14 protein-coding genes are annotated in these 16,554 nt (G+C 42.8%); 9 read left to right on the forward strand and 5 right to left on the reverse strand.

Features of this window, described 5'->3' with window-relative positions; genetic code table 11:
- Positions 1 to 8: 8 nt before the first annotated feature.
- Positions 9 to 965, reverse strand: coding sequence for a GNAT family N-acetyltransferase (locus FPZ44_RS09220; protein WP_144989488.1), 957 nt, complete (start codon positions 963 to 965; stop codon positions 9 to 11).
- A 122-nt stretch (positions 966 to 1,087) separates the two neighbouring features.
- Positions 1,088 to 1,216 carry a hypothetical protein gene (locus tag FPZ44_RS26815; RefSeq protein WP_261378265.1) on the reverse strand — a complete coding sequence of 43 codons (129 nt, stop codon included), beginning with the start codon at positions 1,214 to 1,216 and terminating at the stop codon, positions 1,088 to 1,090.
- A 278-nt stretch (positions 1,217 to 1,494) separates the two neighbouring features.
- Between FPZ44_RS26815 and FPZ44_RS26435 the strand changes: the two genes are divergently transcribed.
- The 3 genes from FPZ44_RS26435 (at position 1,495) to FPZ44_RS09235 (ending at position 4,060) form a co-directional block, all read left to right on the forward strand.
- Positions 1,495 to 2,718, forward strand: coding sequence for a collagen-like repeat preface domain-containing protein (locus tag FPZ44_RS26435; protein WP_222429797.1), 1,224 nt, complete (start codon positions 1,495 to 1,497; stop codon positions 2,716 to 2,718).
- Between the two features lie 275 nt (positions 2,719 to 2,993).
- The gene (locus tag FPZ44_RS09230; RefSeq protein ID WP_144989492.1) at positions 2,994 to 3,431 is read left to right on the forward strand and encodes a MarR family winged helix-turn-helix transcriptional regulator; all 438 of its coding nucleotides are present in this window, start codon (positions 2,994 to 2,996) and stop codon (positions 3,429 to 3,431) included.
- 41 nt (positions 3,432 to 3,472) lie between these two features.
- Entirely contained in the window at positions 3,473 to 4,060 is a 588-nt protein-coding gene (locus FPZ44_RS09235) for a GNAT family N-acetyltransferase (protein WP_144989494.1), read from the forward strand.
- A gap of 68 nt (positions 4,061 to 4,128) precedes the next feature.
- On the opposite strand, the gene hfq is transcribed toward FPZ44_RS09235, so the two are convergent.
- Together hfq and FPZ44_RS09245 are read right to left on the reverse strand one after the other, a co-directional pair.
- Positions 4,129 to 4,356, reverse strand: coding sequence for an RNA chaperone Hfq (gene hfq / locus FPZ44_RS27095; RefSeq protein ID WP_144989496.1), 228 nt, complete (start codon positions 4,354 to 4,356; stop codon positions 4,129 to 4,131).
- Between the two features lie 88 nt (positions 4,357 to 4,444).
- Complete coding sequence (locus tag FPZ44_RS09245) at positions 4,445 to 4,972, reverse strand: TetR/AcrR family transcriptional regulator (protein WP_186785977.1); 528 nt, start codon at positions 4,970 to 4,972, stop codon at positions 4,445 to 4,447.
- 164 nt (positions 4,973 to 5,136) lie between these two features.
- Between FPZ44_RS09245 and FPZ44_RS09250 the strand changes: the two genes are divergently transcribed.
- Positions 5,137 to 6,378, forward strand: coding sequence for an MFS transporter (locus FPZ44_RS09250; protein ID WP_144989500.1), 1,242 nt, complete (start codon positions 5,137 to 5,139; stop codon positions 6,376 to 6,378).
- Positions 6,379 to 6,527: 149 nt separating this feature from the next.
- Here the strand turns inward: FPZ44_RS09250 and FPZ44_RS09255 are convergent, their stop codons facing one another.
- Positions 6,528 to 8,159, reverse strand: coding sequence for a glycosyl hydrolase family 18 protein (locus tag FPZ44_RS09255; RefSeq protein WP_144989502.1), 1,632 nt, complete (start codon positions 8,157 to 8,159; stop codon positions 6,528 to 6,530).
- A 329-nt stretch (positions 8,160 to 8,488) separates the two neighbouring features.
- On the opposite strand from FPZ44_RS09255, the gene FPZ44_RS09260 reads away from it, so the two are divergent.
- The 5 genes from FPZ44_RS09260 (at position 8,489) to FPZ44_RS09280 (ending at position 16,345) form a co-directional block, all read left to right on the forward strand.
- Positions 8,489 to 10,525 carry a DUF7507 domain-containing protein gene (locus FPZ44_RS09260; protein WP_144989503.1) on the forward strand — a complete coding sequence of 679 codons (2,037 nt, stop codon included), beginning with the start codon at positions 8,489 to 8,491 and terminating at the stop codon, positions 10,523 to 10,525.
- A 100-nt stretch (positions 10,526 to 10,625) separates the two neighbouring features.
- Entirely contained in the window at positions 10,626 to 12,284 is a 1,659-nt protein-coding gene (locus tag FPZ44_RS09265; protein ID WP_144989505.1) for a DUF11 domain-containing protein, read from the forward strand.
- Positions 12,285 to 12,346: 62 nt separating this feature from the next.
- Positions 12,347 to 13,072, forward strand: coding sequence for a DUF11 domain-containing protein (locus FPZ44_RS09270; protein WP_144989507.1), 726 nt, complete (start codon positions 12,347 to 12,349; stop codon positions 13,070 to 13,072).
- Positions 13,073 to 13,177: 105 nt separating this feature from the next.
- On the forward strand, positions 13,178 to 13,828 hold the full coding sequence (locus tag FPZ44_RS09275; protein ID WP_144989509.1) for a DUF11 domain-containing protein: 651 nt from the start codon (positions 13,178 to 13,180) through the stop codon (positions 13,826 to 13,828).
- Positions 13,829 to 13,867: 39 nt separating this feature from the next.
- Positions 13,868 to 16,345, forward strand: coding sequence for an RICIN domain-containing protein (locus FPZ44_RS09280; protein ID WP_144989511.1), 2,478 nt, complete (start codon positions 13,868 to 13,870; stop codon positions 16,343 to 16,345).
- The last annotated feature ends 209 nt before the right edge of the window (positions 16,346 to 16,554 follow it).

Consider the following 16,554-nt stretch of genomic DNA (forward strand, 5'->3'; position numbering starts at 1 on the left):
ATCCTTAATTAGTACTTAGCGGCCCAAACTTCGATCTCGATCTTTAACGATTCAACTGCCAAGGCAGGAATATAACAAAACGTCATAGCTGGTGTGGCACCACCGTGGAATTTGGCCCAAGCTTCACCGAAGAACTCCCAATCCATTTCTTCAGTTGCCCAAATATTCACTTTAAAAATATTTTCAACAGCTACAGATTGGCTTTGCAAAATACGCAAAATGTTCTGGAGCGTATTTTGGAGCTGCTGATTCAGATCCGAAGGAATATGTCCTTCTAAATCAGTACCCACTTGACCAGAGAGCACAAGTAGATCAGCGCCATTGGGAACAACAGTAAGATGAGTGTACGGCCCGATAGGCGGTGTAAGTGTCGATGGATTAATCCGTTGGACTTGTTTGATCTTGACCATGTCATTATCGGAAGGTTCTTCCCTCACGATAGCTAGTGTCTGATGGTCTTCCCAACGGCCGTTTATTTTAACATTTTTCTTAGCCACGCCTTCTTTGTGGAAGCCGGACTTCAGCAACACTTTCATCGAACCCTGGTTATGCAGCATGACACCAGCCTCTATACGATGGAGATCCAGCTGATTAAAGGCAAAGTCTACAACGAGCTTGACCGCTTCGGTCGTATATCCTTTCCCATTATGTTCTTGATCAAGGAAATAGCCGATCCAGCAGCTTTGCAGATTATAACGCACAACCTCCGTTAAAAAGACTTCACCAATGATTTGGTCCGATTGCTGTAAGCAGATAACAAATAAATAACCGCGGTCTGCTTCTTTTAACTCCATCTCTTCTCTAATTCGTTCTACTTGCCCTTGAAGGGTATAGAATGATTTCTCTCTTGCACCTGTAAACTGTTGAAAGAACTGGCGGTTGTTCGCTTCAAGTGCGAGTAGGGACTCAGCATCGGATTTCTCAACCAGTTTCACATAAATCATTTCTCCGTTTAATCGTGTCATTGTACATTTCTCCTCTTTTTGGATAATAAAAAAACACCACAGGAACCCTGTGGTGTACATGTCAAAATAGATAACCACAAGGTAGCGACCTGTGGTGTTTCGTTCCACTGTATCCTAAGACGTTAACACTTAAGATAGAAGCCGCTGCTATCGAATTTGGACATACGTATCCCGTGATTAGCGTATTCAAAGAAAACAGCAGTAGAGTATCCTGTGCCTTTAGACAAAGATTGCAATGATCGTTTCTTCATTTGGATACTCTCCCTTCTCAGATTCTACATTTTTAAACTACAAGTAAGTTATAAAGCAGTCCGTCCTATAATCAATGAGTACTCAATCGTTCCATTAATTTATGTATATCAGTATATGTGAATGAGATCAGCTATGCAAGCTAACAAACTTTTATATTGGCTCGTTCATTTATATTCTATTTTGTAATGGGTCAGAAACCTAATTTGGTATTCAGTAGGCAGAAACATATAGCGGGCAGGCGAGTGCATCATATAGTAGGTTAAAGGAGGTGCTCCGTTTGTCCAAGAAAAAAGAAGAAAAGCAGCTTCCTCATCGTTCAGATAAACAGGCGAATGTAAAGGCGCTTAAGAAGCTGGTGAAAAAAGGGTTTCGTCACGGTTCCACTCTTAGCAGCAAGCACCATAAGCATAACGGTAAGAAAATATTTATTTGTAGCCCTAAGCGACCGTTTGTGCTTACGCCTCTGCAAACCGCTACGTTCATCTCCTTTATACAAAACATTAATACGTTTACGATACAGGTGCTTGCCAATCCGAATGCACAGAATATTCAACAATTAAGAGATCAGCTCAACGAACTAGCTCGGTTTATTGAAGCTGTGAGAATACCTTTTGTGTTGAAGGTTGAAATAAATGCCACAATAAACACGATATTATCCTTGATTGTGCAAACACCATTCCCGACAGAGGCCGTTGCTGCGCAAATTCAGAATCTGCAAAATCTGCTGCTAGCCTTAGCTTTCAGCTTGCAAAGTGCCAACCAAGCCATTATTAATGCGCTGCAGATCGCCATTACCGCTTTGAGTCAATCCATCGCTGCAATTGAAGCACAGCCGGGAGCTCGTGGAGCGACGGGTATAACCGGCCCAACGGGAGCAACAGGTACTCAAGGTATTCAAGGTGCGCAAGGCACACAGGGACTGATTGGTCCAACCGGAGCCATGGGCCTGCAAGGGATTCCGGGTCTAATTGGGCCAACAGGTGATACGGGACTACAGGGACTTCAAGGCCCAGTCGGACCTACGGGGGCAACGGGAAGTCAAGGGATACAAGGATTGGTTGGTCCCACGGGTCCAACAGGTCCTAATCCTCCAATTGCAGTTGCGGACATATCATCGAATACGACACAGGTTATTCCAAACAATGGAGCAGTTAATTTAAGTACGTATACTCAAATCATCGGAGTTACATTTAACGGAACAGATACACTTACTGTTCCCACTACAGGATTATATTTTATTTCATATGATATTTCATTAGATCCCGGAAATGTTGGTGCGTCTTCTTTTGGGGTATCCGTAAATGGATTAGCACCTAACATTGATTCGAACATAGCAACGACAATCAATCAACATTTGTCGAATAGCGGTATTCTAGGTGTTACAGCCGGCACTACGGTTAGGCTTATTAATACTTCAGGTGTAGCAAGAACGATCTCTACACCATTGGCAAATGCACAGTCTGCTCGATTGGCTATCTACCTCGTCAGAACCCTTCCATAATCGTTTGGCGCCAACTATGAGAAGTTTAGTGTAATCATGAGCCTGCTTAAGCAAAAAGCAACATCAGTATACCTATAATCGCAATAGGTCACCCTCTGTGTAGTGGCCACCACTTGAATAAGAAATACGTTTGCGCGGGGAAGCTCCTCGCGTTTATTTGTACATATTTTACCTCGAACAAGCTATTTTGAATGTACAAGTTCTAGCTAGGATTAGAAGTTGACTTCTATTAGTTTATGGGTTAAACTAATAATTGTTTAGGGGGTATACTTTTAATGAATACAAAATTATATGAAGCGATTCAGCTATTTGAAGAAGTCATGATTTATGGAACCAACCATATTATGAATGAGCTGAAACTAGATATTTTTAAAGAGTTATCTTTAGAACAGGTAAGACTATTAGAGCTTTTAGTTACGAAAGGGCCTTTAACCTCTACCGAAATTACCGAGCTTCAAGGGGGACACAAGAGCGCTACTTCCAACCGATTGAAAAAATTAATCCAAAAAGATTACGTTAGATTTGAGCAAAAAGAGGACGACCATCGAATCAAGCATGTAGTTATAACAGATAAAGGACTGGTCGCAACGAAGCTCGCTAATGAGCTATCCTTTAATTATTTTAAATCATTGTTATCAGACGTGTCCGAAGAAGAAATTGAACAATTTATTATGACATTTAGAAAAGTAAAGGCTATTTTATCGGCAAATTAAATTACAGCAGCAGCTGTCCCGAATTTAAGGAGGAAACGACCATGGTAACAATCAGAAAATCACACCCGAAAGACGCAAAAAAAGCTTCAAAATTAATGTTCGATGCGATGGATTGGTTGGGGAATCTTTTTCAGTTCAACTCATTGAAAAGCACTCGACTCATTGAAAAGCTGTATTTAAAACCAAATACGAGATTCAGCCATGAACACACGCATGTCGTGGAGATAGATGGGGAAGTAGCAGGAATTCTAACAACTGCTGCAGGAAGTAAACTTGATCGCTTTAATTTAAGCGCAGCGCTAAACAGCGTGTCATTCCTTGGCTTTAAGACGATTAAAAATGTGCTCAAGCATGCAGGTCCCTTATTAAAAACAAAAGAAGCATTAGCAGACGAATATTACATCACTACGCTAAGTGTGGATTCTAAATTCCGAGGCAAAGGGATCGGCACGAAGCTGCTCGATCTTGCTGAGCAATTAGCCATAGATAACGGCTATCTAAAATGTTCCTTAACGGTAGATGCAAGCAATGAAAAAGCAAGAAGGCTATATAATCAGCTAGGCTATGTAGAGCAGCATCAATATAAGCTTATGCACTACACCTTTGTGCGAATGGTGAAGCCATTGTAACGAAAGTATTTCATTTGCTGCTACTGATACAGAGAAAAGAGCCCTAACGAATAGGGCTCTTAATGCTCTTATTCGATTGGTAAATCAATCGTTTCTAGAGGAATTATCGTCGAGATTATATTTTTTAAGAGTAAAGATTGCTTGCCATTATTCTGAATCAAAATTGTGAATTTATCAAAGTATAGCAAAACGCCTGACACGGGAACACCATTTTTCAATAGAATCTTTAATGGTATTTCACGCTTCCTACACTGATTAAGGAAATATTCCTGTACATTTACATTCTTTTCGTTCATAAGAACCTCCTACGAATAGCCGAAATTATACAGAATAAAGTTGCTATTTTATAATTCGCATTTGGTATGTTAATCGCTGTTTAAGCAATTAGGGCTTGTCCTGTACTAACCTCGAAATATACTGCAGCACACTATCTGTTTCCTCATTAGTCAATGGATCTATATTAAACATTTTGGAGAAAATAAGCCCATCGCATAAAAGCCTTATTACTAAACCATTCTCAACTGAGATCGACTCTTCATTCAATTTTTGCCTTAACGTTTGGTATTCGGATTCCCATAAATGCAACAATTCTTTTTTGTTAGTTAATGCGGCTAACATACTTAAATCTGCACGTACAGGATTGGAATTGTCCCATTGTTTAAATGTGGCTGCCGCATAAGATTGAGCGTAATTATTAGTAAGTTCAAATTCATCAAGCAATAACTTTTTAAAGCGAACAACGCTTTGCTCATTTAGTGCCCTGATCAATTCTTCTTTGTTGCTAAAGTGGTGTATGAGCCCACCCTTACTAATTCCGGCTTCAAGCGCTATTGCGTCTAGTGTAAATTTGTTGATACCTTCTTTATCAATAATTCGAAGAGCGGCATCTAACAAATCTGCTTTTTTTATCAATAGAACCCCTCCATTCCCGACCAACTAGTCGGTTTTTTAATTATAACATAAATCGTTAGGCTTACAAATTGAAGAGAGGAAATAAGGGAATGAAATCATGATCCGATGGAAATCTTATCTGGGTGTGAAGTAATTATCATTGGCTTAAGAAAGAGGATGCATCAATGCATGATCAAAAGAAACGAGATTTAGTTGCATTAGCTTCGATACCGCTAATAATGACATTGGCCAACTCGATGCTTATCCCCGTGCTGCCATTGATGCAAAAGAAATTAGGCATTTCCTCTGTCAAGGCCAGTTTGATCATAACCGTATATGCAGCCGTATCCATCGTATGTATACCGATCGCTGGCTACTTGTCGGATCGCTTTGGCCGAAAGCTTATTATCATCATTGGCTTATCTATAGCGGCGATAGGAGGGGTTGTATCTGGGTGGTCCGCATGGCAGTTGGATCACTATGCAGCTTATATCGGCATTCTTATCGGCCGCTTTATTCAGGGAATAGGGGCAGCAGGGGCATTTCCAATCGTACTTCCTTTAGTCGGGGATATGTTTACAAGTGATGAACAGGTAAGCAGTTCACTCGGTATGATTGAGACATCCAACACATTTGGAAAGGTAGTAAGCCCCATTTTAGGTTCTGCGCTCACATTAGTGGTCTGGTATCTCCCACTTGCTATTATCCCAGTCTTCTGTGTCATCTCGATCGCTGCCATTGCGATTTTTGTTAAAGTGCCTAAGAAAAATGATGAACAGCAGAAGATGACGTTCAAAGCGTTCTTGCATGATGTGGGTAATATTTTATACAAAGATGGACGCTGGTTGTATGCCATCTTCGCTATCGGCGGAATTGCGATGTATATCATGTTTGGATTTTTGTATCATATGTCCACGATGCTGGAGGAGAAGCACGGGATCGACGGCATTAAAAAAGGCGCATTACTCGCTATTCCGTTAAGTGCTATATGTATTGCATCGTATTTTACTGGAAAGTTGATCGGAACGAACAAATGTAAAATGAAGTGGTTTAACTTTACGGGGGCTGTGATATTGACAGGAAGTATGTCTATGTTTTTGTTTCTGGATACGACGAGGCTAATAACGAACCTTATTCTTTTATCTATCGGAGGTTTAGGGATTGGTCTTATTCTGCCGAGTTTGGATGCCTTAATTACAGAAGGCATTGATAAAAAGCAGCGAGGGACAATAACTTCGTTGTACAGCAGTATGCGCTTTATCGGCGTTGCGGCGGGTCCGTTAATCACTTCATTTTTTTTGGATAACGATAGATTGGTGTTTTATATTTTCACAGGTATGGGGCTTCTATGCTGCGGCATTGCGTTGTTCGCCATTCACCCAAGCGATGAACAGGAAGGGAAGGAAGGTGACTTGGTACCGACTTGATTATACAGTGAAGAAAGAGTAAGAAGGATTGAATTCGGCAAGTTTACGTATATCGCCGTAAAAAAGCCACTCAAATGAGTGGCTAACATTCATAATAAACAATAATAGCAAAACGTTTTGTTGATTGTTTTGAGTATGGACTGAGTTATTTATCGTTTGTTCGTATGTTTCTTTATTACCTCATAATCGGCTGTGGTGTAGTTACCCATATGCCACAAGGAGACACCTTGTAAGCCGTAAAATTTCGCCAACCATATTTTATGCTCGATGCTTCGCGCATCCTCATACCATATTTCATGGCTTCCGCGGTCATCTTTGAACGTTATTTTGCTTAAAAAGTACGGTGTCACAAATTCCACTTTACTGCCCGGTTTAGCCGCCCGCTCCTCAACTAGCTTGATCGATGGTTGTTCCGAAACGACCGTTCCATCTGTTCGTGTAATCCATTGATTCGCTTGCTTTGAAATGCCTAATACAAGCTTTTCTTTCGGAATCACTTGTAATGCCGATTGTATCGTTTCATTGACCAATGGTAGTGGAGCAGAAGGAAGCTTGCTCTCCATATGCGTGTAATCGTAAGCCATTAAAATAACTTGATCAGCAATCTCACCGATTGATTTGATATCATAACCTTTATACCAGTTTGTTGGTGGAACAGCTACGGAAAGCGTAAGCCCGTTCAAGCTTTGCTTCAACTCTCGTAAAAAGGATACGAAAGCAGCTTGTTCCGATTCTTTCTTAATCCCCTCGAAGTCAACAGAGATACCCGTAAATCCATACGGATTATTCGCCATTTCTGATTGAACAGATTGAATAAAGGCTTGCTGTGCAGGCACATCCGCAAGGAACTTGCTTAATTGTGCTTTTCCGTTATGAGCGAAAATACTAAGCTCTTTCTGTACGTTGTTCTGCTCTGCAATTTGAATTGCAGCCTCCCATCCGCTTGGGACTGCATATTCACCATTTTTCATATCCAGTGAAGCCGTGCCATTCGCTGTATAAGCCAGCTCCGACCAACCAAATTTCACATCATTTAAATGGCTCATTTGATTGGCTTGCTTGAAAGATTTAATCGCATAATAGCCAATGCCTGATAGAGGTTGAGCTTGGATTCGCTCGTTAATGACACGTTCTATAATAGAAGCTGCTTCTTTTCTTGTTAACGATGCATTGGGTCGGAATGCGCCTGTTTCGTCACCAACCATAATACCTAGGGATGAACTGTAGTATAGTTCTGGCAAATAGTTTGGGTTAATTTTGTTCGCATCTGTAAGCTTGCGATTGCTTTTTTCGTCCTTCCAGCCAGTCTCTTTCCATGCTGTACGCTCTGCTTCGGTCTTTTTTTGCAGCAGCAAGTTGCCTGTCAGTACTGCGACTTCTTCTCTCGTAATCTCACTTTTAGGTTTGAATTGATTATCTTTAATCATGAACTGGATAAGACCTTGGTCATAAGCACGTTTCACATAATTATAGGACCAGTGACTAGGATCCTGCATATCTGTTATTTTCATCGACGTAGTTGTTGTTGACGCTTGCTGTTCTGGATTAGCGGCCATCATCATTTTGATAAAAGCCTCTCTCGTTAGAACGCTATTTCCTTGAAAGGTACCATTGCCCATACCTGAGACAACACCGGTTACGGACAGCTTATAAATACTATCCGATGCCCAATCCTTCTTCACATCGGAGTATGGCTTTAGTTGAGCGTTATATGCGAATGCACTTCCTGTACCTGCAAACAGCATCATGGCAGCAGAAAGGGTCGCTATTTTCTTGAGCATTTTTCATTCCTCCTACTAAATTCATCCATCTATTATACTAGATGTGAGTATATTCATATATAATCCTTTTATATTTTAAATACAAATTTTATATAAATTACTGCTGAAAATAACATGAATATTACGTCGGCGTAGGGAATATCCTAGGCTCTTTTTTTGTATTCGTTTTCAAAATTTGATGTACGGTAACCCCTTATTTTCCCAAAATTATCAGGTTATCTTTTTCAGATCGAGCTAATATGCTTTACAGTCCATCCCACAGAAACGAGTTTAGATGGACACAATTTTAACTAATCAAGCCTTTACTTGGGAAAGAAAGGACGAAGAGAATGCCAATACTGCACCGTTATACGACAACTACCAATGGAGCGATGACGTTTACTGGGAACACTTTAGGATTCGGGGCGATTAATCCTAGTTACAACGACATTGGAGCGTTCATTACGTTGGATCCCGCTCTGCAAGAAGCAGGTTATCCACCTGGTAGTACGAAAGATTGGAAATTGAATGCTTCACAGGCTCAATTACGAATTCCATCAGCCAGCGAAGTGCTGTATGCCGAATTAATTTGGGGAGGAACTGCCAAGTTTAATACCTCAGATGTATCCGCTGAATTGGATACTCCGATTGCTTTCATTGACTCTAATGGCTCCGCGCAAAACATTTCACCCGATTCCACAACAGCCCAGACGGTTGTACATGAAAAACATACGTTTTACATTCGTTCGGCTAATGTAACCTCAATCGTCAAATCAAGCGGAGCAGGGCTCTATACCGTTAATGGAGTGCCGGCAACTATTGTCCGTCCGAGCAAAAGCAATGCAGCAGGCTGGACTCTTGCTGTTATATATAAAAATGACTCGCTGCCACCGCGCAATATGAACTTATATGTAGGAACGGCCAATGTGGAACGAGGAAATGTAGTGGATCAGACGATTACGGGTTTCGGCACACCTGAATCCAAGCCGTTTCAAGCAAGAGCTCTATTGTCTGCGATAGAAGGCGATAGCTTCATCACAAAGGATCAATTTTTGTTCGGTCCGTCTCCAAGCAATTTGCAAGCGATATCGGGCCCGAATAATCCTATAGATAACTTTTTCGCTTCACAAATTAATGATGATAGCGGAAATTTAGATACGAGCGGTACACAGGGCACAAATAACGTGACTCCGGGTCAAAAACAAACTTCTCAACGATATGGTTGGGATATTACGAACGTAGACATTTCCAACGCCATAGATATTTCACAAACTTCAGCAACTGCACGCTTCAAAACCGATATGGATGGTTTCGTCCTCTCCGCCTTAGGCATTCAAATCGATGTAAATAGCCCTGATATTAAAATAGATAAACAGGTAGATCAAGATATAGCGCTTGTCGGAGATGAGCTGACATACACGATTCTTGTCGAAAATAGCGGACTGGCAGAAGCGCAAAATGCTATTTTCAAAGATATACTCCCGGATGAGCTGCAATTTGTACTGAATAGTGTGTTGGTAGACGGACAAGCAAGACCGGGAGAAGACCCGACTGTAGGGGTCGATATCGGTTCGGTCAGCATCGAAGGGCCTGTTGAAATCGTGTTTAAAGTGAAAGTGACCGCTGTTCCTCCGAGTGGAAAGGTCAGCAATATTGGAACGCTTGATTATGAGTATCAAAGTGCAGCAGGTTTGCCGCTTACTTCAGGTTCCAGCAGTTCCAATGCTGCAGATACGAGCATCAAGCATGTCCAAGTGGATGTTGTAAAAAGTGAAGATCGATCAGTGTACGACAAAACGGGTGACGTCATTACGTATACGCTCGACATTACAAATAACGGTGATACCCCAGTGGACGCCGTTTCGATTAAAGATGCGATTCCAACAGGAACAGCGCTTGTGCCTGGCAGCTTAACAGTCAACGGCATACCAATATCGGGAGATCTAACGACAGGGGTTCCGCTCGGCACGTTGCTTCCTGATCAATCCGCATTGATTACGTTCCAAGTAGCGGTACAAAGCCCGTTGCCAGAACAAGTGGATAACAAAGCAGAAGCGGACTATCAATATCAATTGAAGCCGGGAAGTGACGTGCGTCAAGACACTGCGGCTAGTAATACAATAACCGCATGGCTGGAGACGGACTGTCAAAAAGCTCAAAATCAAATCTTTGAATCCGTAGTCCAGCAAGAGTTGGCTCTAGCGAAAGTATTACAAGCAGAGCGTGTAAAAATTCAAAAAGCAATCGAAGCATTTGAAGCGGGTCGAATTTCTGCTCAAGAACTTGCTTCTATTAATTTAAGTGTGGAAAAAGTCGTCCAAAAGGCAGCGCTGCTAGAAAAAGTGTTAAAAGAAAAACTTGAGATCGCGAAGAACGTATGCTGCTAAGATTTATTTAGAACGGTCTATATCGTGAAGAAATGCACAATCTTTCTTTGCGTGAACGGATAGGTGACGAGCGAGATTCAAAGGAAAAGGGAGGAGCAAGATGCCATTTATTCATCGTTTTACCCAAACAACCAACGGTGCAATAACGTTCACTGGAAATACATTAGGCTTTGCAGATGGAAGTACAGATATCGGGGCATTTCTATCAACAGACACCTCCAAACAAGTGTCGGGCTATCCAGCAGGAAGTACGCTTAACTGGTCAGAGAACTCATCTGCGGCTGAGCTGCGATTTCTAGCGGGTAGTGAGATCTTGTATGCCGAGTTAATCTGGGGCGGATCGACGAAAGATGACTCTACGAATATTGGCGGAGCTATTAATACGTCGATTTGGTTTAGGACACCAAGTACAACGGTCACGATCGCGCCAGATGGTTATACAGCTCGTGAGGAACCGGCAAATGGCCAAGTGTTTTATGTCCGCTCGGCGAATGTGACGGATTATGTAAGAAGTGGTGGAGCTGGAACCTATATTGTAGGCGGTGTTCCTGGATCGATTAGAGACTGTACGTTTTTAGCTTCGACGAATACGGCTGGATGGACACTGGCTGTCGCGTATAAGCATCCGGTGCTAAAAATTCGAAATATGAACATTTATGTTGGCTCTCAGCTCATTACGATGTTCAATCCTCCCGTAGATGAATTGATTTACAACTTTAAGACGCCTGAAGGCGGCGACATTAAAGGACGTGTCATGATTACGGCGATGGAAGGGAATGCGAATCTTCCAGGTGATCATTTCGAATTCGGTCCGAACCGTTCCTCGTTATCGATTATTTCAGGGCCTAACAATCCGGCGGATAATTTCTTTGCCTCGCAAATTAATGACGATCAAGGTTATTTGGATACGAGCGGAACGGCTGGAGGACTTAATAAGCCTGTAGGTGCAGATGGATTCGGCGTACGATCAGGGTGGGATATTACGAATGTAGACGTAACTCATACATTGTTCCATGGTCAAACCGAAGCGATCGCTCGGATAGCGACGAGGCAGGATACTTACTTGGTGAGCGGATATGGCGTACAGATTGATGCCAATAGTCCAATTGTCAAAATGAATAAATCTTCGGATAAAAAGCAAGCCGTAGTAGGTGAGATTGTCACTTACACGCTAGAGGTCAAAAATGATGGCTATGTCGATGCGACCAATGTGATTTTTAAGGATCATCTTGATCCTGAACTTGAATATGTAGTGGATAGTTTGCGAATCAGAGGGGTGGCATCCCCAGATCAAGATATTGCGAATGGTGTAAACATCGGCACGTTGGCTGTTGGAGAGACGGTTATCATTACCTATCAGGCAAAGATTACGAAAGAACCTGATGATAAGGTGGTGCATAACCAGGCTTCGATGACTTTTGATTTTCAAAGCAGACCAGACTTGCCAATATCGACAGCGACGAGCGTAAGTAACAAGCCTGGTGTGGAAATTATTGAGCCGCCTACGTGTGAAGAAGGAAAAAATCAAATTATTCGTACGATCGCTGAAGCCGAACATAGCATTGCTCGAATACTGCGAGCAGAAGCGGAGAAGATTGAAGCGGCAGCGCGTGCATTTGGAAATAACAACATCGAGGTTCAGGATCTCGCTGCTATAAATGATAGTGTGGCTGATATGCTCGATAGCATCATTTCGTTGGAAAGCGAACTTAAGGAAAAATTGGCGGCTACGAAAGTCGTTTGCAATTACTGTTCCTAATCTTTGGGGAGAAACCGTTGGATAGGGTTGAACCTGATTCATTGATGGAAGGATGAGAATCGATGGCTAAAAAGAAAGCCGCTGTAAGCGCGAGCACGAAAGCACTTACCTTAGCGCTCGATAGTCCAATTATAGAACTTACGAAAACGGTGAATAAAACAGAGGCGAAAGTGAAGGATGTACTTACTTTTACCGTCCTTATCACGAATACAGGAACAGCGGATGCACAGAACGCTATTTTGAAAGATCTGTTACCTAAACAATTAAAGTTTGTACCGGGAAGTGTTGTTGTAGATGGTGTGCCTCAACCTAGTGCGCATGTCACAAGCGGAATCCAGCTAGGAACGGTAGGGACAGAGCAAGTGACGGAAGTGACTTTTCAAGCGAAAGTTGTCAATATCCCATCAGATGAAATCGTGAAAAATAAAGCATCGCTAAAGTACGAATACGAAAGTGCGACTGGATCTCCAGTTTCCAAAGCAGAAGCTGCCAGTAATGAGACGAGAACGAAGGTAATCGTACGCCCTCCTACAAACTGTGAGAAAAGCCAAGCAACTGTGGAATTTTCTATTGTCCAGCAAGAAAAGGCTCTTCAAGAGTTGTCGAACGTCGAAGTAGAAAAAATACGTGCAGCGAATCAAGCTTTGTACGACGGGAAAATCACAAATGCGGAGCAGCAATTCATTGTTAATAGTAAAAATAGAGCGGATGCAGCCTTTGTGGCACTGTCGCAAGAACTGCTTAACAAGCGAGCAGCGATTCAGGATTTGTGCAAAGGTTGCAAGTGAAGCGAAGCAAGGCATATGCAGGATAAAAGTAGATGAACGGAGCATTATGGAATGAATTTATGTTACGAATCTAGTTTGAATGCCGTGTTGAAAGGGTGAAAGCAAATGTCTGATAGACCAAATGTAAGTATTTTGAAAGAAGTCGATAAGACGGACGCCGTAGTTGGCGATATTCTCACCTATACGTTTACACTTTCCAACGATAGTCCCATAGAAGTGACGAATTGCAAATTTAAAGACTTCTTATCCGATGAGGTTGCATTTGTTCCTAATAGTGTAACTATCGACGGTGAATCCAAGCCTGGTGAAGATCCTACAAAGGTGATTACACTTGATCAGCTTTCTATCGAAGGTCCAATCGTTCTTACGTTTCAAGTTGAAGTGATCAAACCTCATCCAAGCGGCGTAATTAAAAATAAAGCCTATATGGGTTCGGAATCTTCGGTTGGATATGTGGATGTGATCAGTAACGAAGTAGAAGTCAATGTGCCTGCAGGACGCACGGCATGTGAATGGTCACGTGACCTGATCATTCATTCCATCGCTCAAGAAGAAAAAGAACTAGCAACGGTTCTTTATATAGAGGGTGAAAAGATTCAAGCTGCTGTCAATTCGTTTCGCGCTGGTCGCATTACGGTTACCGAACTGCTGGCGATTAATCAGAGTGCCAAGTCAGCCGTTCAGCAGATTGCAAATTTGGAGAAGGAATTGAAGAACAAGCTTAATAAGGTAAAGGATCTTTGCTGCGGCTGCTAGTAGAGATAGAACGAGGTATGGAGAAAGGGTGAGAGATGGATGGCGTTAAATCCGCGATATTCAACGACGACGAATGGTGCGGTTACTTTTACAGGCAACACACTGGGCTTAAGCAGTACAAATACAAGCTATACCGATATTGGCACATTTATTACGACGGATACAACTAAGCAGGTAACAGGATATCCTGCTGGCACGACATTAGATTGGAAAGAGAATTCCTCTGCGGCACAGCTTCGGTTGCCTACTGGAAGCGATGTATTGTATGCAGAATTGATCTGGGGCGGTTCAACGAAAACGAGTCGAGAAGACGTGACGAGTGAGATCGACCGGGCAATTACACTTATTACGCCGAGCGGAACTCATCTCATTACGCCAGATCCGACGACCGGGCAGCAGGTGACGCAGGCAAGCCAAGTCTTTTATGTTCGCTCTGCTAATGTGACCAGTCTGATTAAGTCAGATGGAGCTGGCAGCTATACGGTCAGCGGTGTACCGGCTACTGTGCAGCGATTTAAGAGCAATAACGTAGCTGGCTGGACATTATCCGTCGTTTATAAAGGCACGACACTCCCGCTGCGAAATATGAGTGTGTATGTGGGAACTGCATCGATTGAACGGGCAGGATCAGTGGATCAGACGATTTCTGGCTTCTCTACGCCAGATCTTGGCGATGTGAAAGCAAGGTTACTCGTGACCGCGATGGAAGGCGACTCAAAGATCCCCGGCGACCAGCTGCTGTTCGGCAAAGACGCAGCTTCCTTACAGCCAATTTCCGGTCCTAACAATCCGGTAGATAACTTCTTCGCTTCGCAAATTAACGATGATGCTGGCAATTTGGACACAAGCGGTACATTTGGGAGTGCCAATGTGGCACCAGGCGGCGCTGGAGCAGCCATTCGTTATAACTGGGATATTACGAATGTGGACGCTTCTGCAGCGATGCAAAATTCGCAAACTGAGGCTGTCGTGCAGCTCGCTTCTAAGTCAGACGGTTATATCGTAACAGGGCTAGCTGTTCAAATCGATGTAAATAGCCCTGAGATCAAAGTCACTAAAGAAGTCGATAAAGAAGCGGCAGTAGTAGGAGAAAAACTTACCTACACGTTGTTAGTTGAGAACAACGGCATGACAGAAGCACAAAGAACGACACTCACTGATATACTCCCACCTGAATTGAAGTTCGTGGATGGCAGCTTAAAGGTCGATGGTGTGCCTATCCCAGATGGAGATCCGATAAAAGGTGTGGACATTGGATCTATCTCCGTCGAAGGTCCAACGGAGGTCACCTTTGAAGTTCTCGTCGTAAAAGTTCCGCCAGACAATAAAGCGATCAACAAGGCTTCTGTTGTGTACGATTTTCAGAGTGCTCCTGGCTTGCCTGTCTCGTCAGGTAAGGCAGACAGCAATGAAGCAACGACCGTTATTCGAAAAGTAGAAGTGGCTGTGGCGAAACGACAAGACCTGCCTGTATACGTGAAAGCGGGGAACGTCATTACGTATACGATTGAGGTTGCGAACACAGGAGATACGCCGCTGACCGATGTTGTGGTAGAGGATCAAATTCCGAATGGAACGAAGTTCGTGCCAGGCAGTTTACAGGTCGATGGTCGTCCGATCGTAGGCAATATTGAGAATGGTGTTAATATTGGCACCGTAGCTCCTGGGACAACAGCCAAAGTGACGTTCCAAGTAAAGATCGATGACCCGGTCCCTAAAAAAGTGACGAATAAAGCGAAAGTAGACTACAAATACAAGTTGATCCCAGCCGGTCAAGTGTATCGTAAAGATGAAATGACGAATGAAGTTACAGCTGTTCATGAAGCGAATTGCAGTGAAGCGCAGAAGAAAATCGTAACGGCTGTCGGCGAAGCGGAACTAGCAGTAGCGGGTGTAATTGCTGGAGAGAAGATACGGGTTCAGGATGCGATTCGAGCGTTCAATGATGGCAAACTCACTGCAGAACAGCTGCTTCAGGCAAATGAGCAGTTGAATGAGACGTTGAACAGCATCACTTCAGATGAAAAACATCAGCAAGATACGCTGCAAAAAGCGAAAAAATTGTGCTGTCCAGGCGTGGTCGAGGACGACTTCAGCGGTGTATATATGATTCGCAATAGAGGAAGCCAAAAAGTACTTGATGTATTTAGCGCTTCCAAGGACAATGGCGCGAATGTTCAGCAGTATGAAAATAATGGCGGCGATCATCAAAAGTGGAAGCTGGAGAAGCAAGCAGACGGATCTTATACATTTGCAGCGGTTCATAGTGGGAAACTACTTGAAGTAGCGGGGGCTTCAACGGTTGGCGGCGCTAATGTACAGCAATGGGAAGATACAGCCGGTGCGCATCAACGGTGGAACATTGTTAAGAACCCAGATGGGTCACTGAAATTTATAGCGAAGCACAGCGGACTTTTACTTGATCTTGCGAGCAATCAGCAGCAGAATGGCGCCAACATTCAACAATGGCCGGACAACGGCACGCCAGCTCAGCACTGGGAATTGATTAAGGTGTAGGATGTTTTAGAATAGAAGGTTAATGTAGAGCGCTGAGTTGATGTAAATAACTACAGTTATCTAATGGTATGAACGGAGAAGAGAGATTAAGATGGCTCTCTTCTTTTTTTGTTACCAGTATTTTGAATAGGAGTTATAATGAAAGATGAAAAGATAGCGTTAACATAATTTCTACATCAGATAACTATAGACTACTCGTTAGGAGAATG

Source organism: Paenibacillus agilis (assembly GCF_007786455.1).
Taxonomy (GTDB): Bacteria; Bacillota; Bacilli; order Paenibacillales; family Paenibacillaceae; genus Paenibacillus_B; species Paenibacillus_B agilis.